Consider the following 20,342-nt stretch of genomic DNA (forward strand, 5'->3'; position numbering starts at 1 on the left):
GAGGACCTGGCCCGGCTAATAAGACAGATCAGGCCCATTTGGGCTTGGAAGTCGATTGCCGGATATGCAACTCCGGCTTAATCAGTTCCTGATCATGTGAAACTTCAATGCCATTCAGCTGGTCGAGCAGCGCGCGCGCCGCGCGGCGACCGACTTCGCGCTGGCCGTTCCACACAGTGGTCAGCGCCGGTGTCGCGATGGCCGCTTCTTCCAGATCGTCATATCCGGTGACGGAAATGTCTTCACCCGGAACAAGCCCTGCACGCGCAATACCGTTCATCAAACCGATAGCAGTCAGATCGTTCCAGCAAACGGCTGCGGTCGGCTTGTCTTTGAGCGCAAGAAACTGTGGCGCAACTTCAAAGCCGCCCTGCTTGGTACGCGGCCCTGAAATACGCCATTCCGGCTTCACTTCAAGTCCGGCCTTATGCATGGCCTGCAAATAGCCCTGATAACGGTCGCGGCCTGTCGAAGTCTGATCGGTACCACCGATCATGGCGATGCGGGTGTGCCCAAGCGAAATCAGATGATTTGTGGCAAGGCCGATACCATAGGCATCATCCCCCCGGAAAACCGGTGCATGAACACCTTCAACATCACGCGCGATCAGAACGACCGGCAGGCCGTTATCTTCCGCAAGCTGGATATCTTCCGGCGGCGTGCCGATAGCCGGCGACATGATGACTCCATCCGCGCCGAGCTGCAGCAACGTATCCATGAAGGTGCGCTGCTTTTCCAGCTGGTCATAATGGTTGGACAGAATGAAGGTCTGGCGCGAACGGTCCAGCTCCGTTTCAATCGACCGCAAAATTTCGGCGAAGAACGGGTTCATGATGTCATGTACGACAACACCCACGATCCCGGAACGGGACGTGCGCAGGCTGGCAGCGCGACGGTTATAGATGTAACCGATGGCGCGGGCATGTTCCTTGATCTTTTCGCGTGTCTGATCGGCGACAAGAGGACTGTCGCGCAATGCCAGCGAAACGGTGGCCGTCGAAACACCAAGCGCATCTGCGATGGTCGAAAGCTTGATTTTCTGAGCCAAGTCGCCTCCCCGAAAAGGTCATTGCCACAGTCGAAACAGGAAGGCGCCGGCAAGACAATAAAGAGGAGCGGCCATCCCATCTTGTAGATGGTTATGCCATTGCAATCATTGAATTGGAAGTTTTTTCAACGTTCCTTGATGGCCATCTACCTATTCAACATCGTCGTCATCAACAACTTCCTTGTCCAACTCGTCTGTCAGACGCGCCGCGCCACGCGCAGCAAGGTTGCTTTCCATGCGCCCCAGCATCTTCAGGAAGGTTTTACGCTCCTTCTTGTCGAGGCCTTTCAGCATATCTTTTTCGGTTTTCTTGATCGACTTTTCGATGATGCGGATCGCTTCGATGCCCTGCGGCGTGAGATAGACATGCGACTGGCGCTGATCTGTCTCAGATGCCCGTTTGACCACGAAGCCCTGGCTCTGCAGCCGAGTAATGGTCTTGGTGATTGTCGGTGGACGCACGCCGAGGCGCTGAGCCAGAACGCCCGGAGGCAACCCATCTTCAGCGGCAAGCTGCAGCATCACTGCATCCTGACCGGCATAAAGCCCAAGCTCCAGAAGACGCGTAGCCAGTACGGTTCGTGTAAGACGCGCTACCGACTGCATCCGGTAAAGCATCACTGCCTTGTTGTCCTTACTCATCGCCACCTCGCCCTTGGTCATCCGACTAATAAAGTTCAATCTACAGTAAAATATTGTCCGACTTATGAAGCTTCAAGAACAAGCAATGACTTAGGGTTAACTTTGTACCCAAAGCATGTTCTTAGGCACGAAAGAATGAATTTCGCGGCTAACATTGCATGAGTTTATGGGCGGCGAAACCCAAATGTCGGAATCAGACAACCGATTGCTGTTTTATTCGATCACCATTAGGTTCAAACTGTTCGTTTAAAAATATTCAGCACGGAGGAAAATATGAATAACCTGCGCGACCAGAACAGCGACATGATCGTCGTCCTGCCACTTGGCGCCCACGAGCAGCATGGTCCTCATCTGCCATTTGAAACAGATACGATTATCGCCGAAGGTATTGTCGCGCGCATCAATGACGCACTGCCTGCCGATCTCAACGTCAATTTCCTGCCTGCCCAGCCGGTTGGCTATTCCATCGAACATATGGACGTCGAAGGCACCCAAAGCCTCGCCTTCTCGGAAGCCGTCAATCAATGGATCGGCATGGGCGAGAACCTTCATGCAGGCGGCATTCGCAAGCTGGTCATGCTCAATGCCCATGGCGGCAACTCACCGCTGATGACCATCGTTGCAACCGAGCTTCGCACCCGCCTTGATATGCTGGCTGTGGCCACAAGCTGGACACGCTTCGGTATGCCGGAAGGGCTGATTACACCGGAAGACAAGTCGCTCGATATTCATGGCGGCTTTATCGAAACATCCGTGATGCTGGCGCTGCGCCCCGATCTCGTCGATATGACGAAGGCCGCAGACTTCTCGAATGCACAGTCCGACTTCGCAAAAAAATTCAAACATTTGCGCGCCTATGGCCCTCATGCCTTCGGCTGGAAGATGCAGGATCTGAATACGGAAGGTGTCGCAGGCAATGCTGCAGCTGCAACCGCCGAGGCAGGCGAAAAAATCCTCGCGCACGCTGTTGCAGGCTTTATTGAGCTGCTCCACGATGTGGATCAGTTTGATCTCGCTCGCTTTTCGCCCAAACAACTCGTGGTCTGATTCCGAGCACCTAAATAGTCATCTCGTGGATGCTTTGAATTTGACTTTTGAAACAACGCTCGTGCGCGCGCCATATATCAAACGTCACATTCAATCTGCGAGCGAAAACGTGATTGGCCGTAAGCGAGAACGTGATCGGGACAGATGTAATAATATAGCATTGCATATAGCATTCGCGGGCACCTTCCCTTATATGAAATACCCGATCTGAAGCCTCGGTCGCGTGGATTTGCGCGCGCACCAAAAGGCAGCAACTTCAAGAGGCATGAACAATGAGCCAGGCTGAAGCCCACACTGAGGACAAGTCAAACACAGATGCTGGCACAAACGCTGGCCGTATTCCCGTTACCGTTCTGACCGGATATCTGGGCTCGGGTAAAACGACGCTTCTCAACCGCATCCTTACCGAAAATCACGGCAAGCGTTATGCGGTCATCGTCAACGAATTCGGCGAGATCGGCATCGACAACGATCTGATCGTCGAGTCTGACGAAGAAATCTACGAAATGAACAATGGCTGCATCTGCTGCACCGTGCGCGGAGATTTGATTCGCGTGGTGGAAGGCCTGATGCGCCGTCCGGGCCGCTTCGACGCCATTATCGTTGAAACAACCGGTCTTGCTGATCCGGTTCCTGTCGCGCAGACCTTCTTCATGGATGACGATGTCCGCGCCAAGACCGGCCTTGATGCCGTTGTCGCTCTGGTTGACGCAAAGCACCTTCCGCTGCGCCTCAAGGACAGCCGCGAAGCAGAAGACCAGATTGCATTTGCCGATGTGGTTCTGATCAACAAAACCGATCTGGTGACACCGGAAGAACTGGCAGCGATTGAAGCAACAGTTCGCGCCATCAATCCACACGCCATTATTCACCGTACAGAACGCGCATCGATTCCGCTTGATCGCGTGCTTGATCGCGGTGCATTCGACCTGAAGCGTGCGCTCGAAAACGATCCGCATTTCCTCGATCATGACCATCCGGACCACGTTTGCGGCCCTGATTGCGATCACGATCATGGCCACGACCATCATCATCATGGGCACCACCATGATCATGAGCACACCTGCGGCCCAGACTGCAATCACGACCATGGGCATGACCATCACCACCATCATGATCACGATCATCATCATGCATCGCCGATCCATGATGTGACGGTGACTTCCGTGTCGCTGCGTGCGGGTGAAATCGATCCGGCTAAATTCTTCCCCTGGATTCAGAACATCACCCAGACACAGGGTCCAAACATTCTGCGTCTCAAGGGGATCATCGCGTTCAAAGACGATCCGGACCGCTACGTGGTTCAGGGCGTTCATATGATCATCGAAGGTGATCACCAGCGCGCATGGAAGCCTGAAGAAAAGCATGAAAGCCGTCTCGTCTTCATCGGACGTCAGCTCGATGCAGCTGAACTCAAAGCCGGTTTTGAAAACTGCCAATCCCAGTAAAATTGGCAAAGTAATCCTGCCAAAGTAAAATTGGACACTGATGCCTACAGTTGCCCCGCTCGACCTTGATGGTCATTGCCTCTACGCCCGTTTTATCAGCGGCGTTCCATTCTTTGCTCTCGCCGATGGTTCTATCCATCGGCTGGACAATGGCCACCAGACCAGCGCCGCTCATGACGGGCTTCTCAGCGCAACGCTGACCTTTGATGGAAAAGCGCTGGTAACGGGCGGTGAAGATGGCCGCGTTTGCCAGACTGCATCGGATGGTACAGTCACGGAACTCGCAAAAATACCGCGCAAGTGGATGACCGCGGTTGCAAGCGGCCCCAACGGAACGGTCGGCTTTGCCTCTGGCCGCTCGGCATGGGTCCGCACATCCAACGGCAAGGTGCAGGAATTTGCACAGGAACGCAGCGTCGAAGGCATTGCGTTTGCGCCAAAGGGCCAGCGTCTGGCAATCGCGCGCTATAATGGCGCAACATTGATCTGGACTGGCACGGAAGCAAAGCCTGTGGAGCTTGAATGGAAAGGCGCGCATATCGGTGCCACCTTCTCGCCAGATGGCCGCTTCCTGATTACATCCATGCAGGAAAATGCGCTGCATGGATGGCGCCTGGAAGACAGCAAGCACATGCGCATGACCGGCTATCCTGCCAAGGTCAAAGACTGGTCATGGAGCGTGAAAGCGAAGTGGCTTGCCACTTCAGGTGCACCAGCCGCTATTGTCTGGCCGTTTGCTGGCAAAGATGGCCCTATGGGTAAGGCACCGCTGGAGCTTGGTCTGCGCGGAGACAGCATGGTGACATCGGTTGCCTGCCACCCAATCGAAGACATCACCGCCATTGGCTATAATGACGGCATGATTCTTCTCGTGCGCTTCGAGGATCAGAAGGAAGTGCTGCTACGTCGTGGCGGCAAAGGCGCGATCACCAGCATGGGCTGGGATGGTCAGGGCACTCGTTTAGCCTTCGGATCTGAAACGGGCGACTGTGGCGTTATTGATATGACGAGCTAAGTAGTTAGGGCAGTAGGGCATTATGTTTCGCTAATTTGAAAACATACTGCCCTATTCACCTGCTGCCTTATTGCCTTACTTGGCTGCCTTACTTGGCCTTCATCGTAACCGTCGGACCACCATCCGGGCCAAGCGACGCAACCCACTGACTGATTGCGGAAGCGTCCTTTTCACCAAGCATATGATCAGCCTCGATCGTACGGGCATCGACCTTTGCACCGCCAGAGCGCAGCAGGGCTGAAAGAGCCGGTGCGAAAGGCGAATAAAGCTTGTCTTCCTGACCTGTAATCGTCAGCACGCGCGCCTTGCCCAGATTGGCAACCGGCACGTTGTCCAGAACAGGCATCGAGCGCATCAGCACCGCACGCTTCACCAGATCCGGATGCAACATCATCGTTGCAGCGAGCAGATTTGCGCCATTGGAATAGCCAACGAAGGTTGCATGTGGGAGATCGAGATCCTTCTCATCGGCAAGACGCGAGAGGAAGGTCACGAATGCATTGGCTTCAAGCTTCACGTCTTTCTGATCGAACTTGACCGGCGTGATGCGCTTGTACCAGCGCGTTCCGCCATCCTGCATGACGCGGCCACGAACACCAAGCAGCGTTGCACGCGGCCAGATCTTGGATGCCATCGGCACGAGGCTTGCTTCATTGCCGCCTGAACCATGCAACAGGACAATCAGTTCGTTGGAAGCGTTTTCAGGCTTATAGAAACGATAGATGAACTGCTTGCTGCGTGAAAAATTCTGTTCCGGCGTTGTCTCAGCATCCATTTTCTTTTCACGCATCGTTACGCCCTCTCCCAGCTTGGGAGCGACTGTTTCATCTTTCGTCGATGTAGCCATGCTGTTCAGGGCCATGCCCTGCGCCTTGCTCACAACCTTTATAGGCGTGGGCTGTCCTTCCGCCAGAGCGGAACCAGTCATTGCTGCAAACGCCATCATGATGGCGGCTGTAAACGTCTTCTTTACCATAAGCTCAACTTGCCACTGAGATGTTAATGAAGGTTTTAAAGCAGCTCCGCTCGGACCATCTTTTGTGTCCTCGCCGGCTCTGATTAGCATGTCCTTAACAACAGATATTTAGCGAGAATGTGACGAAAACACGGAAAATAACCGATTGTTACATTTGCGTGACACTTCACGAGGCCATCAACAACGCGTGAACCATAATCGAGTGGCAAAAAATTCATGTTTTTGACGCGTTTAGGGGGACAATGGGATATCATTACAAAAATTGTACGAGGGAACGGATTTTTGACATGAGCAGCTTCAAGCCAGGCCGTTTTTCGTCTGCCCGCCTTAATTCAAGCGACGTGACGCCGAAAAATCTTTATCTGCGTCGCCGCGAATTTCTGATCGGCGCGGGCGCACTGGCCGCGACCGGCATTGCATCAGCCGCATTTGCCGATCCGCTCACGGCCAAAGCCTCGGCCTATAAAGTCGATGAAAAGCTGACGACGAAAGAATCTGTCACGACCTATAACAACTTCTATGAGTTTGGCACGGACAAGAGCGACCCTTCTGCGAATTCCGGTGATTTCAAACCATTGCCATGGCGGCTGAAAGTCGACGGGTTGGTCAAGCAGCCCAAGGAATTCGACATTCAGGACCTGATGGCCAAGATGCCGCTTGAAGAACGCATCTACCGGATGCGCTGCGTTGAAGCCTGGTCAATGGTCATTCCATGGATCGGCTTTCCGCTGGCAAGCCTGCTGTCTCAGGTCGAACCGCTTGGATCGGCCAAATACATAGCCTTCACGGGCGTCGTGCGCCCTGAAGAAATGCCGGGTCAGAAAGGGCTGTTTCAGGTGCTCGACTGGCCTTATGTCGAGGGCTTGCGTCTGGACGAAGCCATGCATCCGCTGACCATCCTTTCCGTTGGCCTTTATGGTGAAACGCTTCCCAACGCCAATGGCGCGCCCGTCCGGCTCGTTGTGCCGTGGAAATATGGTTTCAAGGGCATCAAATCGATCACCAAAATCAGCTTCGTGGAAAAGCAGCCACCGACATCGTGGCAGCAGCAGGCCGCCAATGAATATGGCTTCTATGCCAATGTGAACCCGGACGTCGATCATCCCCGCTGGTCACAGGCAACCGAGCGGCGTATCGGAGAAGGCAGCTTCTTTGGCTCCAGCCGTCGCCCTACCCTGCCGTTCAATGGCTATGCCGAAGAAGTCGCATCGCTTTATGCAGGCATGGACCTGCGGGCAAATTACTGACATGGCCGTCGCAGCCACGATCCAAGCCAAAAAGCCCAACCGTCAGACCCGGTTCAAACCGGGCTGGTGGAAGGTATGGGCGCTTTATGCAGTCGGCTTCATTCCCGCCTTGTGGGCGTTTTATCTCGGCGCAACCGACCAGCTCGGCGCAGACCCTGTTAAAAGCTTTGAGCATATGCTCGGCCTCTGGGCACTGCGCCTTCTCATTCTGACCCTGCTGGTGACACCCATCCGAGACCTCACGGGCATCAGCCTGCTGCGCTATCGCCGCGCACTTGGCTTGCTCGCCTTCTATTATGTGCTGATGCATTTCGCGGTCTATATGGTGCTGGATCAGGCGCTCAATCTTTCTGCGGTGATAGCCGATATTGTCAAAAGACCGTTCATCACCATCGGGATGATCAGCCTCGCCCTTCTGGTGCCGCTCGCAATCACTTCGAACAACTGGTCAATCCGCAAGCTGGGGCGACGCTGGACCACGCTGCATAAGCTCGTCTATGTGGCCATTGCAGGTGGAGCGATCCACTTCCTGATGTCGGTCAAAAGCTGGCCAGCTGAACCCGTCATCTATGCGCTGATCGTAGCAGCGCTGCTGCTCTGGCGGGTAGTGCGTCCGCTCGTCAAAGGTCGCAGACAGATAAAACCCCAGCGGCAAGCTGCTGTAACGCTAAAGAAATAAGCTATAATATCCTTGTTTTTATAAAGTCTAATCTACGAGATAAAACGCCTTTCCGGCAGGATAGGCCATGACATTCCAATGCAAATCATGTCAGTATCGCCACAACTTCGGTAAATGAAGCGTCAGGCGAATACGGGATGTCCATGTCTTCTATCTTGAAATCAAAGCCCGTCCGTTTTCTCGGCAAATTCGTCTTCGTATTATTCGTAATCATCTTTGCAATCTGGTCCAGCTTTGCCATGTGGTTCCAGTTGCCTTTCGGCAATGCTGTGCGCGGCTCGATCATCGCCGTCTGGCTGGCAATCGCGCTGTGGGTCATCGCGGGCGAGCGAAACTTCTATTGCATGCGCAAGCGACTGTTCTTCTGCCTGCTGGCACTGTTGATGCTCGGTTGGTGGGCCACCATTCGCCCATCGCTCGACCGCATCTGGGCACCAGACGTCGCGCGAACCGTCACCGGCAAGATTGATGGCGATAATGTTACGCTTTTCAATGTTCGCGATTTCGACTGGCGAACACCAAATGATTTCACACCCAACTGGAAAGAAGCCACCTACGATCTGAGCAAGATAAACTCTGTCGATGTTTACCTCTCCTATTGGGCTGGCCCGGCCATTGCGCATACGCTGCTGTCGTTCGGGTTTGAAGACGGCAGACACGTCGTCTTTTCTGGCGAAATCCGCAGGGAGCATCACGAGGTCTTTTCATCCATAGGTGGATTTTTTCGCGAGTTTGAACTGGCGATGATCGCGGCGGAAGAAAGCGACATCATCTATCTGCGTACCAATGTGCGCAAAGAAAATGTCTTTCGCTATCGGGTGGACCTGCCCCCGGCAGGCGCAAGAGAGCTTTTCCTCTCTTATGTCGAGCTCGGCAATGAGCTGGCAGCCACACCCAAATTCTACAACACGCTGACTGCCAATTGTACGACGATCATTTTCACAATGGCGCGTGTGCTCGATCCGACATTCCCATTTGATTATCGGATCCTGCTTTCAGGCTATCTGCCGGGATATCTCTACGACCATGGCTGGCTCGAAAATAATGGGACTCTGGAGCAGATAGAGGAACGTGCATCCATCGACGCCAAGGCGCAGGCTGGCGGACGTGACGGCTATTCTGAACGCATACGCCAATAAAAGAAAACCCCGCTTGAGCGGGGTTTTCAATCAGCAACTGCAGTTAATTAGATTGCAGCGGTGATGATGATTTCGACCTTGTAGTCAGGCGTTGCAAGCGCTGCTTCACCGGTCGCGCGGGCAGGCGTGTTGGCCTTGTCGACCCAGCTGTCCCAGACTGCGTTCATTTCAGCGAAGTCCTTCATGTCTGCAAGCCAGATGATCGCCTGAAGGATCTTGGACTTGTCGGAACCAGCAGCTGCCAACAGACGATCGACTTCAGCCAGAACGGCCTTGGTCTGATCGGTCACGCTCGCGCCTGGCTCGCCAACCTGGCCGGCGAGATAAACTGTATTGCCGTGAACGACGGCCTGGCTCATGCGTGGTCCGACTTCGATACGACGGATGCTCATGGTGAACTCCTCTCATGACTACTGCGGAAACGGGCCCGCATTTAAAAATGTTGCGCATCCTTATTAAAGCCCCTGCCCGCTTTGGCAATGGCTGTTTGAAGCCTCATCCGGACAATTCAAATAAAAACGCACTCCAGGCCGCCCGCTATGCTACGACAGCGACAAGAGGAGAGAAACAATATGCCTGCAGAAACTGACGATGCAAAAACACCTTCGCAGCTGATCGATGGCAGGATCAGGGAACTTGCAGATTGGAGAGGCAAAACGCTTTCTCATGTCCGCGACATTATCCTGAAGGCCGACCCGGAGATTATCGAAGAATGGAAATGGCGCGGTGTGCCGGTGTGGTCCTGCTCGGGGATCATATGCACCGGCGAGACCTATAAGAGCGTTGTGAAACTCACTTTCGCTAAAGGTGCGTCGCTGGACGATCCTTCCAGCCTTTTCAATTCAAGCCTTGAAGGCAACGTGCGTCGCGCGATTGATGTCCGTGAAAACGAAGAAATAGATGCCAAAGCTCTGACGACGCTGATCCATGCTGCAATCGCGCTCAATAAGCTCAAACCACCGCGTCGCTGATCGTGTAGAATATTTGCGGGGCAATTGACTCCTGACGGCCCTTTCCCTATAAGCCGCAGCACGTTCGCCCATAGGGTTAATGGATGGCTTGTGCTATCCTGCTTTTTGGGAAAAGAACCAGCTCCTGTTCAATAGAGCATGATACCGAAAAGTGAAAACCGGTTTTCGGCAAAATCATACTCGATGAAAAGACAGAACCAAGAAGGGCCGCACACCGCGGTATTAAATAAATGAAGCGCACTTTCCAGCCATCCAATCTCGTCCGCAAGCGTCGTCACGGTTTCCGTGCACGCATGGCTACTGCCGGCGGTCGTAAGGTTCTCGCCGCTCGCCGCGCACGCGGCCGCAAGCGGCTTTCCGCTTAATCTTTCCCGCGCGACCAGCGCGGTGATTAAAGATATGAAAAAGCAGAAACAAATACTCCGCCTTCGCAAGAGAGCGGAGTTTTTGTCTGTTAGGAATGGTGAAAAACGGCGTGGTCCCCTATTTCTTCTTGAAGTCCGGAAACGGACGGATGAAGAATCCGAAGCTGCCAAAATCGGCGAAAAACCCCGCGCAGGCTTCACCGTCACCAAGAAAAACGGCAATGCGGTGGTTCGAAACCGCCTACGTCGCAGACTGAGAGAAGCGGTTCGTTGTCACGTAGGGAGTGACATGGCGCCTTCGACCGACTATGTGATCGTAGCGCGCGAGCAAGCACTCACTGCGCCCTTCTCGAAACTGACCGGGGAACTTTCCCGCCGCATCACGGCACCGGAGGGACGGCGGGACGAGAAGAAACGCCGAACGGAAAGACCGGAATCAGGACCCGTCAATGGAAAATAATCGTAATTTCTTCATCACCATTGCCCTGTCCATCCTCGTATTAACGCTGTGGCAAGTATTCTATCTGGGACCGAAAACGGAAGCCCAGCGGGAGCAGACACGCATTGAGGAGCAGCAGCGCCAGACCCAGCAGGCAGCCCAGGGCGGCTCGCAGGGTGATACTCCACAAATGTCCGGCACCGCCGGCGCAATTCCAGGCCACAGCGATGGCACAGCCGCAGGCGGCACGCTGACCCGTGAAGCCGCAGCCGCACAGTCGCAGCGCATCGATATCGACACAGCTTCGCTGCGTGGTTCGATCAATCTGACCGGCGCGCGCCTCGATGATCTCTATCTCAAGAAGTATCACGAGACTGTAGACGACAAGTCGCCTGAAATCGAACTGCTCGCACCATCGGCTCTCAAGCAGGGTTATTTCGTTGAACTCGGTTTCACCGGCAACGACGCAACCGGCGAAGTTCCTGGTCCAAACACTGTCTGGACCGTTGAAGGCAACAACAAGCTGACAGCATCGACGCCTGTTACTCTGACATTCACCAACGACAAGAACATCACATTCAAGCGCGTCATCTCGGTTGATGATGCCTACATGTTCGAAGTCGACGATACGGTCACCAACAACACCGGCGCACCGATCTCGCTTGCTTCTTATGGCCGCGTAACGCGTTTCAACCAGCCTGAACATGCAAGCGCTACCTATGTTCTCCATGAAGGCCTTATCGGTGTCATGGGTCAGGACGGCCTTCAGGAAATCAAGTATTCCAAGGTTGAAGACGACAAGGACATTTCGTTCAAGGACGTGACTGGCGGCTGGGTCGGCATCACCGACAAGTATTGGGCGGCAACGCTCGTACCGCCGCAGAACGAAAAGTTCACCGCACGTTTCTCGCACTTCACCAATGACCGTCCGCGCTACCAGTCGGATTTCCTCAGTGCGCCGATCACGGTTGCAGCTGGCGAAGCCAGCACCATCAAGAACCACGTTTTTGCTGGCGCCAAGGTTGTCTCGGACATCAAGAACTACGAAGAAAAGCTCGGCATCAAGCAGTTTGAACTGCTGATTGACTGGGGCTGGTTCTACTTCATCACCAAGCCGATGTTCTACCTCATCGACTGGATCTACAAGTTCTCCGGCAATTTCGGCATCGCCATTCTGGTTGTCACCGTTCTGCTGAAGGGCCTGTTCTTCCCGCTCGCCAACAAGTCGTACAAGTCGATGGCTCGTATGAAGCTGGTGCAGCCGAAGATGACGGAAATCCGCGAGAAATATGCGGATGACAAGATGAAGCAGCAGCAGGAAATGATGCAGCTCTACAAGCAGGAAAAAATCAATCCGCTTGCAGGTTGCTGGCCAGTGCTGGTCCAGATTCCGGTGTTCTTCGCACTCTATAAGGTTCTCTACGTCACCATTGAAATGCGCCATGCGCCGTTCTTTGGCTGGATTCAGGATCTTGCAGCACCCGATCCAACATCGATCTTCAACCTGTTCGGCCTTCTGCCATTTGCGGTTCCGGCGTTCCTGATGATCGGCGTCTGGCCAATCATCATGGGCATCACCATGTTCCTGCAGATGCGCATGAACCCAACGCCTCCAGATCCAACGCAGGCGATGATCTTCACCTGGATGCCGATCATCTTCACCTTCATGCTGGCATCGTTCCCAGCAGGCCTCGTGATCTATTGGGCATGGAACAACACGCTTTCGATTACCCAGCAGGGCATCATCATGAAGCGTCAGGGTGTTAAAATCGAACTTTTTGACAACCTGAAAGACCTCTTTAAGCGAAAGCCGAAAGAGGCCAAGAAGTAAAAAGACAAAAAGCCCCGCATCTGCGGGGCTTTTTTTGTGCTCGTTGATCCAGAGCGGTTGACAATGCGGCGCGTAACCGTGATGCGTGTCTTTTACGGAATATACGGATCAGGAAGACCACATTGAGCGATCAGGACAAAAAGCAGGCAGCCATCAATGCCGCTCAGGCAGCAGCAGATGCGACCCGTGCAGCCCATGCGGCTTTGGTCGAAGAAGGGCGCCTGCTCTTCAAGAAGTCGTGGACCTTCATCCGTGGCGTGCCTTCGATGAAGTTTCTGCCACTGGAAGGCCCGGTTGAAATTGCTTTTGCCGGACGTTCAAATGTCGGCAAATCTTCGCTCATCAATGCGCTTGTCGGCAAAAAGGGTCTTGCCCGTACTTCCAACACGCCGGGCCGAACGCAGGAACTCAACTATTTCGTTCCAGATGGCTATTCCGGCGAGAATGGCGACCTTCCGCCATTGGCACTCGTCGACATGCCGGGCTATGGCTTTGCAGAAGCACCCAAAGCCCATGTCGATGCATGGACACGTCTTGTTTTCGATTACCTGCGTGGACGCACAACGCTCAAGCGCGTCTATTTGTTGATCGACTCGCGCCATGGCATCAAGAAGAACGACGCCGAAGTGCTCGACCTGCTCGACAAGGCGGCGGTGTCCTATCAGATCGTGCTGACCAAAATCGACAAGATCAAGGCCGCTGGCATTCCACGTCTGATAGAAGAAACCCACGCGCTCACCAAGAAGCGTGCAGCCTGCTTCCCCGGCATCATCACGACCTCGTCGGAAAAAGGCCTCGGTCTTGATGAACTACGCGCTGCGATCGCGCTTGTTGCCAAGGAATAGGTAGTTCGTCGCGGAAAAGTGGAACCCGGTTTTCCGATCCCGACATGCGTAAACAACAAAATAGAGCGAGCGTGGCGTGTATGATTAAGCACGACACGCTCCAGGCAAAGACATCCGTTTAGCGCGGGCAGCTTGCCGACTGATTGTTTAGACCCTGCTCGAGCTGTTCAAACCGCGTGGTGGTTTTTGCTCCATCACGCGTTATACGCAGAACATACATGCTGTCGAAATCTTCCCGCGGCCACTTCGGCACGAGAGCCTTGTCACCACCGCTATCCTTGACGATGCTTCTGGCAAGCTTCACGATCTGCTTGTTTTCCCAACCGACCAGTACTGTCGCGTTGCGATATTCAGGCTGCGCGAGCGTCGCCTGCAGTTCCTCAATATCCTTGAAGCCAAAGCGCGTATCAACGGGCATTCCAAACGTGATAGCCGTCGGTTCGACCGTGGCAAGCGGGCGGTTATAGGAATAGATCGCGCCCTTGTCTTCTTTCAGCTGCGCCGGGTTGGGCGCAAAGATGAAATCCGGCTTTCCGAATTTTTGCTTGATTACGGCAGGCAGTTTCAGCGAGCGATTGAGGCCTTGGCAATTGAGCTGTCCAAGCCCCTGCTCCGGCTTTTCACCATGGCGTAACATGATGATCGTTTCGGTCGTCGCTGCCGCCTGCGAGGCGCTGATGCCCGCCAGAAAAATTAAAGCCGTCAAAAATGCGCGTCGCATGAATCTACTCCGTTCAAGAGCGGGCGTTATGCGCAACCTTCTAGCACTCTCCAAGGATTTTAATTAGGCGATCTTTGGCAACGCATTCAAATAATCGCGAACAAAATGCCTAAAACCGTTTTACAGAACAGTGCATATTGCTTAGAAAAGCCTGCCTCTCTTGCCCTGTCGCCAGCCATGGAGCCCGCGATGACGACTCTTGAAAATCCTGAAATGCAAGCGCAACTCCTTTCCGCAGCCCTGCCTTATATGCAGCGCTACGAAAACAAGAATGTCGTGGTGAAATATGGCGGTCACGCCATGGGAAACCCTGAACTGGGCAAGGCTTTTGCCCGCGACATCGCGCTTTTGAAGCAGTCAGGCATCAATCCGATTGTCGTTCATGGCGGTGGCCCACAGATTCAGGCGATGCTCTCGAAGCTCGGCATTGAATCGCGCTTTGAAGGTGGTCTTCGCGTCACCGATGAGAAAACGGTTGAAGTGGTGGAAATGGTTCTCGCCGGTTCCATCAACAAGGAAATCGTCGCCCTCATCAACGCCGAAGGCGAATGGGCCATCGGTCTTTGCGGCAAAGACGGTAACATGGTTTTCGCGCGCAAGGCGCACAAGACGGTTATTGATCCGGATTCCAACATCGAGAAAGTTCTTGATCTGGGCTTTGTTGGTGAACCAGCAGAAGTTGACCGCACGCTTCTCGATCTTCTGGCGCGTTCAGAAATGATCCCGGTTATTGCGCCGGTTGCACCCGGTCGCGATGGTCATACCTACAACATCAACGCAGACACCTTTGCAGGCGCTATCGCTGGCGCGCTGGCTGCAACGCGTCTTCTGTTCCTGACCGACGTTCCCGGCGTTCTCGACAAGGACAAGAAGCTCATCAAGGAGCTTTCGGTTGCCGATGCTCAGGCGCTGATCAAGGACGGCACGATCTCCGGCGGCATGATCCCTAAGGTCGAAACCTGCATCGATGCAATCCGTCGCGGCGTTGAAGGCGTTGTTATTCTCAACGGCAAAACACCGCATTCCGTACTGCTTGAGCTATTCACGGAGCATGGTGCAGGAACATTGATTGTACCGTAATTTAGTAGCCGCCTTCGGGCGGCTTTTTCTTGGCCCGCCTTCGTGACATAAAGACTTATGACCAATCAACCTGATGCTCCGGCCTTTGCCCACGTTACCGACTGGGTATTCGACCTCGACAATACGCTCTATCCGCACGCAGCCGATCTGTTTTCCCAGATCGATGTACGCATGACGAGTTATGTCGAGAACCTCCTGAAATTGCCGCGTGATGAAGCGCGCAAGATTCAGAAGCAGTTTTATCTGGAATATGGCACTACGCTGAAGGGCCTGATGGAGTGTCATGAAATCGATCCTGACGACTTTCTCAAGAAGGTCCACGACATCGACTATTCATGGCTGAAACCCGATCCCGCACTCGGGGCAGCCATTCGCGCCCTGCCCGGCCGCCGTTTCATTTTCACCAATGGTGATCGCGGCCATGCGGAACGTGCAGCACAGCAGCTCGGCATTCTTGATGATTTCGACGATATTTTCGACATCGTTGCAGCAGGCCTGACGCCCAAGCCAGAGCGTGTCACTTATGATCGTTTTCTCGGCGCATTCGGCGTTGACGCACAAAAGGCTGTCATGTTTGAAGATCTGGCGCGCAATCTCGTCGTGCCGAAGACATTGGGCATGAAAACCGTGCTGGTGGTTCCAAACAATTTCGAGCCAACATTCTCCGAAATATGGGAAAGCGACCCGGAATTCACCGATCAGGTCGATTATGTAACCGACAATCTGACCCAGTTTCTGGAAACCATAATTGCAGACCGATAGGCAGTTTACCGGCCTTGAAAAACGTATCGATAAGGCGGCTCATCGCCTTCTCGACAGCTTGCCAAGGCATCGCATCAGTGATGCGCTGATTGAGTTTCTGGTTTTTGGATTGAAGCAAGCATGGGCCTGCCTGTTTGGCGGCGCGATGCTGGGTCTCATCATCCTCACACGGTGGTTCTGGCCAGAAGATGGTGCAGGATTTATCACCCGCTACGATTTCCTGTTTCTCTCCGCTGTTGTGATCCAGCTTGGAATGCTTGTCTTCAAGCTGGAGGCTTGGGAAGAAGCCAAGGTCATCGTCATTTTCCATATTGTCGGAACGGCGATGGAAGTGTTCAAAACCCATGCCGGATCATGGATCTATCCGGAGGAAAACTTCTTCCGGATCGGTGGCGTGCCACTGTTTTCAGGCTTCATGTATGCGGCTGTCGGTTCCTATATGGCGCGTATCAACCGCATCTTCCATATCAGGCTCAACCACTATCCGCCGCTCTGGACGACTGTTGTGCTGGCAGCTGCGATCTATATCAATTTCTTCGCCCACCACTTCATCTGGGACATGCGCTGGGTGTTGTTTGCCGCAACCTTCGCACTCTACTGGCGCACGACCATGCATTATCGCGTGTTTCGCTTCCGGCATAAAATGCCGCTGCTGGTTGCGTTCCTGCTCACATCGCTATTCATCTGGATCGCCGAAAACATCGGAACCTGGTCGAAAGCCTGGCTCTATCCCAACCAGCGCAATGGCTGGGAGCTTGTTTCAATGAGCAAGCTCGGCTCATGGTATCTGCTGATGATTATTTCCGTTGTACTGGTGACACTCGTTCACCGCCCGCGCGAATATTCGGAAAAAGAAAACGCCCGGTCATAACAGACCGGGCGCTCTGGAATCTTTACAGCGGTTCCAGTTAAGAAAGAATCGTTGGAACCGCTGTAACTGTTTGTTTTTACGCATTATCCGACGCAAAACCGCTTCGCACTTTTGCTGGCAATGCTATAATCGAAGAGATCAAAGCTTGTAGAAGTTCTTGATCTCGTCCCAAGCTTCGTCAGCCGTTTCCACGAAGGTCAGCAGCTCAATATCGGCAGGCGAAATTGTGCCCTGTTCTGCGAGAAACTCGATGTTGATCGCCTTGGTCCAGAATTCCTTGCCGAACAGGATGAGCGGCATACGCTCCATACGGTCTGTCTGGATCAGCGTCATGGCTTCAAACAGCTCATCCATCGTGCCGAAGCCACCGGGGAATACGCAGACAGCCTTTGCGCGCATGAGAAAATGCATCTTGCGCAACGCAAAATAATGGAAGTTGAAGCAAAGTTCCGGCGTCACATAAGCGTTTGGTGCCTGCTCATGCGGCAACACGATATTAAGACCGATGGTCGGCGCACCAACATCGGCGGCACCGCGATTGCCTGCTTCCATCACGCCCGGACCTCCGCCAGTCACCACGATGAATTCGCGATAATAGGTGGTCGCTGAATATTCGGAGCAGATGCGGGCAAACTTGCGCGCTTCTTCATAATAGCGTGCATTGGCCTCAAGGTTCTTTTTCTGCACTTCGTTTTTCGCAGCCCAGGCTTCACCGCCCGGTTCCGGAATACGTGCGCCACCGAACATGACGACCGTGGACTTGATGCCGCGATCAGCAAGGATCAGTTCTGGTTTCAGAAGCTCAAGCTGAAGCCGCACGGGACGCATATCACGTCGCGTCATGAAGTCATCATCCATGAAGGCAAGACGATATGCGGGAGCTTCGGTCTGAGGTGTCTGAGGCACAGTGCGTGCCTGTTTAGCAGCGTCCTCAGAATTGGGGAAAGGCGTCCAGCCGGACTTCTCCATTGGGTTCATGCTTGCCTGCTCCTTCAATTACAATGCGTATTGATGCTTTAGCATCAATTTTGGCGCTAAATTCTTAATCTGTCTCAAATAGGGCCGCGCAATTCGCGTAACAACGCGATTGACCCATATGGTACCTTCGCTTAATCACTTCTGTGACAACTGCCGACCACAAAGACGGCAGCCGCTTATCCTGCCATTTTATGGAGACCGCCATATGACCAAGCCAGATTTCGCCTCCCTTGAAAAGGTCATCGAAAAGGCTTTTGACGAACGCGATGGCATCAACACGGCAACCCGCGGCGAAGTTCGCGATGCAGTTGAGCAGTCGCTTCTTATGCTCGATCGCGGTGAAGCGCGTGTGGCAGAAAAACAGGCGGACGGCAACTGGCAGGTCAATCAGTGGCTCAAGAAAGCGGTGCTGCTTTCTTTCCGTCTCAACCCGATGCAGATCATCAAAGGCGGTCCCGGCGAAGCCTCTTGGTGGGACAAGGTTCCTTCAAAGTTCGACGGCTGGACAGCCAATGAATTCGAAGCCGCTGGCATTCGTGCAGTGCCAAATTCAGTTGTTCGCTTTTCGGCTTACATCGCGCCAAACGCGATCCTGATGCCATCCTTCGTCAATCTCGGCGCTTATGTCGATGAAGGCACAATGGTCGATGCATGGGCAACGGTTGGTTCCTGCGCACAGATCGGTAAGAATGTGCATCTGTCGGGCGGCGTCGGCATCGGCGGCGTCCTGGAGCCAATGCAGGCTGGCCCGACCATCATCGAAGACAATTGCTTCATCGGTGCCCGTTCGGAAGTCGTTGAAGGTTGTATCGTTCGTGAGGGTGCCGTGCTCGGCATGGGCGTCTTCATCGGCAAATCGACCAAGATCGTTGACCGCGCAACTGGTGAAATCTTCTACGGCGAAGTACCGCCATATTCGGTTGTTGTTGCAGGCACCATGCCGGGCAAAAACGTTCCGGGCGAAAATTGGGGTCCAAGCCTCTATTGCGCCGTGATCGTCAAGCGCGTCGATGAAAAGACCCGCTCGAAGACTTCGATCAACGAGCTGCTGCGCGACTAATACCAAAACTCCATGAGTCATACTCATGGAGTTTTGGTTAAGCCCGAGTGGCGATTGAACTTTTTCAAGGCGTGATGCGTTAGCATCTTAGCGCCTTGGTATAATTTGCCAGCATAGAGCGGTTTCAGCGAATACCAAATCATTGAAACCGCTTCAGACTTTTCAGTATGCACTCGCATCAAACAAAAAGGCGAAGCCCGAGAGCTTCGCCTTTTTTAGTTTCACTGCCAGAATGATTAGTTCTGGTAGCTCGAAGGCGATGCATCGCCGAAGCGGTGTGCAGAACCGTCGCTATAGGTCTGGTTCTGGATCGAAGCAGGAGCGGTGTAATCAACGCCCTGTGTTGCAACTGGCGTACGATCGTTTGCATAAAGATCAGCTGGTTCACCAACATGTGGGTTTTCAGCGAAAGCAGCACCGGCGCTAAGGGCAACGGCTACGGCAGCAAGAGCAAACTTCTTCATTTTCATAATCCTTATATCACCCCATCGGATGGCAACTTGCCTTTCCCTTCGGGGACTCCGGGATGACATGAAGCCATCCTCCGGGGAGATTCGTTAAAATCGTTGAGTATGTAAATCCAGCAGCAAGAACCTTGGGAGGCCGCACTCACTGCCTTCATGTCTTGCTATTCCGATCTGCAATCAGACCGGGATAGCAAAGCTCACTATCGAACGCTTAGTTCGAGAAGCTGGAAGGCGATGCATCACCGAAACGGTTTGCAGAACCATCCATGTAGGTCGACTGGCCGATTGCAGCAGTCGCGGTGTGATCAACGCGCTGAGCAGCAACTGGAGTACGATCATTTGCATAAAGGTCGGCTGGTTCGCCTACGCGTGGGTTTTCAGCAAAAGCAGCACCGGCGCTAAGTGCGAGAGCAGCAGCAGCAAGAACAAACTTATTCATTTTCTATCTCCTTAGTCAGATGGGCGACGTTCTATGCGTCGTCCTCATGCATCTCAAATGGGTGACAGTGGGAGAAAGTTCCAGTCACGAAAATGTTTTCTTAATCACACATTCGTGCAGCCAATTTTTTCGAAATTGGATATAAAAACGAAAATTATTAATTAGAAACAGCACGTTAAATCATATATCAGCATTCACAGAACTGTTATATAGGTATTTTTGTTCATTTTCGTTGAACAGACTGTTTGCAATCACTGTATAATAATAGCGAA

At 53.5% G+C, this 20,342-nt stretch carries 23 protein-coding genes; 15 read left to right on the forward strand and 8 right to left on the reverse strand.

Annotated features, from left to right (window positions below; all coding sequences use genetic code 11):
- Positions 1-28: 28 nt before the first annotated feature.
- Both QSJ70_RS24240 and QSJ70_RS24245 read right to left on the reverse strand, forming a co-directional pair.
- Positions 29-1,048 (reverse strand): LacI family DNA-binding transcriptional regulator, encoded by a 1,020-nt coding sequence (locus QSJ70_RS24240; RefSeq protein WP_285540371.1) that lies wholly within the window; start codon positions 1,046-1,048, stop codon positions 29-31.
- Between the two features lie 150 nt (positions 1,049-1,198).
- Positions 1,199-1,690 carry a MarR family winged helix-turn-helix transcriptional regulator gene (locus tag QSJ70_RS24245; RefSeq protein WP_079212606.1) on the reverse strand — a complete coding sequence of 164 codons (492 nt, stop codon included), beginning with the start codon at positions 1,688-1,690 and terminating at the stop codon, positions 1,199-1,201.
- A gap of 273 nt (positions 1,691-1,963) precedes the next feature.
- Between QSJ70_RS24245 and QSJ70_RS24250 the strand changes: the two genes are divergently transcribed.
- The 3 genes from QSJ70_RS24250 (at position 1,964) to QSJ70_RS24260 (ending at position 5,200) form a co-directional block, all read left to right on the forward strand.
- On the forward strand, positions 1,964-2,737 hold the full coding sequence (locus tag QSJ70_RS24250) for a creatininase family protein (RefSeq protein WP_105518853.1): 774 nt from the start codon (positions 1,964-1,966) through the stop codon (positions 2,735-2,737).
- A 272-nt stretch (positions 2,738-3,009) separates the two neighbouring features.
- Complete coding sequence (locus tag QSJ70_RS24255; RefSeq protein WP_064320970.1) at positions 3,010-4,185, forward strand: CobW family GTP-binding protein; 1,176 nt, start codon at positions 3,010-3,012, stop codon at positions 4,183-4,185.
- Positions 4,186-4,225: 40 nt separating this feature from the next.
- A complete protein-coding gene (locus QSJ70_RS24260; protein WP_112812716.1) occupies positions 4,226-5,200 on the forward strand; it encodes a WD40 repeat domain-containing protein in 975 nt (324 codons plus the stop codon).
- A gap of 88 nt (positions 5,201-5,288) precedes the next feature.
- Here QSJ70_RS24260 and QSJ70_RS24265 read toward each other — a convergent pair whose 3' ends face one another.
- On the reverse strand, positions 5,289-6,176 hold the full coding sequence (locus QSJ70_RS24265; protein WP_007876366.1) for an alpha/beta hydrolase: 888 nt from the start codon (positions 6,174-6,176) through the stop codon (positions 5,289-5,291).
- A 287-nt stretch (positions 6,177-6,463) separates the two neighbouring features.
- Between QSJ70_RS24265 and msrP the strand changes: the two genes are divergently transcribed.
- The 3 genes from msrP (at position 6,464) to QSJ70_RS24280 (ending at position 9,241) form a co-directional block, all read left to right on the forward strand.
- Positions 6,464-7,423: a protein-methionine-sulfoxide reductase catalytic subunit MsrP gene (gene msrP, locus QSJ70_RS24270; RefSeq protein WP_285540377.1), complete on the forward strand. Its 960-nt coding sequence runs from the start codon at positions 6,464-6,466 to the stop codon at positions 7,421-7,423.
- Position 7,424: 1 nt separating this feature from the next.
- On the forward strand, positions 7,425-8,102 hold the full coding sequence (gene msrQ, locus QSJ70_RS24275; protein ID WP_285540379.1) for a protein-methionine-sulfoxide reductase heme-binding subunit MsrQ: 678 nt from the start codon (positions 7,425-7,427) through the stop codon (positions 8,100-8,102).
- A 143-nt stretch (positions 8,103-8,245) separates the two neighbouring features.
- The gene (locus tag QSJ70_RS24280) at positions 8,246-9,241 is read left to right on the forward strand and encodes an Lnb N-terminal periplasmic domain-containing protein (protein WP_171380204.1); all 996 of its coding nucleotides are present in this window, start codon (positions 8,246-8,248) and stop codon (positions 9,239-9,241) included.
- A 47-nt stretch (positions 9,242-9,288) separates the two neighbouring features.
- Here QSJ70_RS24280 and QSJ70_RS24285 read toward each other — a convergent pair whose 3' ends face one another.
- Complete coding sequence (locus QSJ70_RS24285; RefSeq protein ID WP_007876378.1) at positions 9,289-9,633, reverse strand: RidA family protein; 345 nt, start codon at positions 9,631-9,633, stop codon at positions 9,289-9,291.
- 180 nt (positions 9,634-9,813) lie between these two features.
- Here QSJ70_RS24285 and QSJ70_RS24290 point away from each other — a divergent pair, with 180 nt between their 5' ends.
- The 5 genes from QSJ70_RS24290 (at position 9,814) to yihA (ending at position 13,692) form a co-directional block, all read left to right on the forward strand.
- Complete coding sequence (locus tag QSJ70_RS24290) at positions 9,814-10,212, forward strand: DUF1801 domain-containing protein (protein WP_215775651.1); 399 nt, start codon at positions 9,814-9,816, stop codon at positions 10,210-10,212.
- Between the two features lie 230 nt (positions 10,213-10,442).
- The gene (gene rpmH / locus QSJ70_RS24295) at positions 10,443-10,577 is read left to right on the forward strand and encodes a 50S ribosomal protein L34 (protein WP_007876380.1); all 135 of its coding nucleotides are present in this window, start codon (positions 10,443-10,445) and stop codon (positions 10,575-10,577) included.
- Between the two features lie 34 nt (positions 10,578-10,611).
- A complete protein-coding gene (gene rnpA / locus QSJ70_RS24300) occupies positions 10,612-11,037 on the forward strand; it encodes a ribonuclease P protein component (RefSeq protein WP_285540383.1) in 426 nt (141 codons plus the stop codon).
- On the forward strand, positions 11,027-12,847 hold the full coding sequence (yidC, locus tag QSJ70_RS24305) for a membrane protein insertase YidC (protein WP_064320977.1): 1,821 nt from the start codon (positions 11,027-11,029) through the stop codon (positions 12,845-12,847). The genes rnpA and yidC overlap by 11 nt, the downstream gene beginning before the upstream one ends.
- A 101-nt stretch (positions 12,848-12,948) precedes the next feature.
- Positions 12,949-13,692 (forward strand): ribosome biogenesis GTP-binding protein YihA/YsxC, encoded by a 744-nt coding sequence (gene yihA, locus QSJ70_RS24310; RefSeq protein ID WP_285540469.1) that lies wholly within the window; start codon positions 12,949-12,951, stop codon positions 13,690-13,692.
- 118 nt (positions 13,693-13,810) lie between these two features.
- On the opposite strand, the gene QSJ70_RS24315 is transcribed toward yihA, so the two are convergent.
- The gene (locus QSJ70_RS24315) at positions 13,811-14,413 is read right to left on the reverse strand and encodes a hypothetical protein (RefSeq protein ID WP_285540387.1); all 603 of its coding nucleotides are present in this window, start codon (positions 14,411-14,413) and stop codon (positions 13,811-13,813) included.
- 189 nt (positions 14,414-14,602) lie between these two features.
- Between QSJ70_RS24315 and argB the strand changes: the two genes are divergently transcribed.
- From argB to QSJ70_RS24330, 3 genes are read left to right on the forward strand one after another with little or no spacing between them, the layout of a single operon-like run.
- Complete coding sequence (gene argB, locus QSJ70_RS24320) at positions 14,603-15,493, forward strand: acetylglutamate kinase (protein ID WP_007876393.1); 891 nt, start codon at positions 14,603-14,605, stop codon at positions 15,491-15,493.
- A 57-nt stretch (positions 15,494-15,550) separates the two neighbouring features.
- A complete protein-coding gene (locus QSJ70_RS24325) occupies positions 15,551-16,255 on the forward strand; it encodes a pyrimidine 5'-nucleotidase (protein WP_007876395.1) in 705 nt (234 codons plus the stop codon).
- Positions 16,242-17,126: a DUF817 domain-containing protein gene (locus QSJ70_RS24330; RefSeq protein WP_285540390.1), complete on the forward strand. Its 885-nt coding sequence runs from the start codon at positions 16,242-16,244 to the stop codon at positions 17,124-17,126. Before QSJ70_RS24325 ends, QSJ70_RS24330 begins: the two co-directional genes overlap by 14 nt.
- A gap of 138 nt (positions 17,127-17,264) precedes the next feature.
- Here the strand turns inward: QSJ70_RS24330 and QSJ70_RS24335 are convergent, their stop codons facing one another.
- A complete protein-coding gene (locus tag QSJ70_RS24335) occupies positions 17,265-18,104 on the reverse strand; it encodes an LOG family protein (RefSeq protein ID WP_064320980.1) in 840 nt (279 codons plus the stop codon).
- 205 nt (positions 18,105-18,309) lie between these two features.
- Here QSJ70_RS24335 and dapD point away from each other — a divergent pair, with 205 nt between their 5' ends.
- On the forward strand, positions 18,310-19,164 hold the full coding sequence (gene dapD, locus QSJ70_RS24340; protein WP_112805484.1) for a 2,3,4,5-tetrahydropyridine-2,6-dicarboxylate N-succinyltransferase: 855 nt from the start codon (positions 18,310-18,312) through the stop codon (positions 19,162-19,164).
- Positions 19,165-19,400: 236 nt separating this feature from the next.
- Here the strand turns inward: dapD and QSJ70_RS24345 are convergent, their stop codons facing one another.
- A complete protein-coding gene (locus tag QSJ70_RS24345) occupies positions 19,401-19,628 on the reverse strand; it encodes a hypothetical protein (RefSeq protein ID WP_007876402.1) in 228 nt (75 codons plus the stop codon).
- A gap of 214 nt (positions 19,629-19,842) precedes the next feature.
- Entirely contained in the window at positions 19,843-20,070 is a 228-nt protein-coding gene (locus QSJ70_RS24350) for a hypothetical protein (RefSeq protein ID WP_007876403.1), read from the reverse strand.
- Between the last annotated feature and the right edge of the window lie 272 nt (positions 20,071-20,342).

It is taken from the genome of Brucella sp. NBRC 12950, assembly GCF_030268145.1.
Taxonomy (GTDB): Bacteria; Pseudomonadota; Alphaproteobacteria; order Rhizobiales; family Rhizobiaceae; genus Brucella.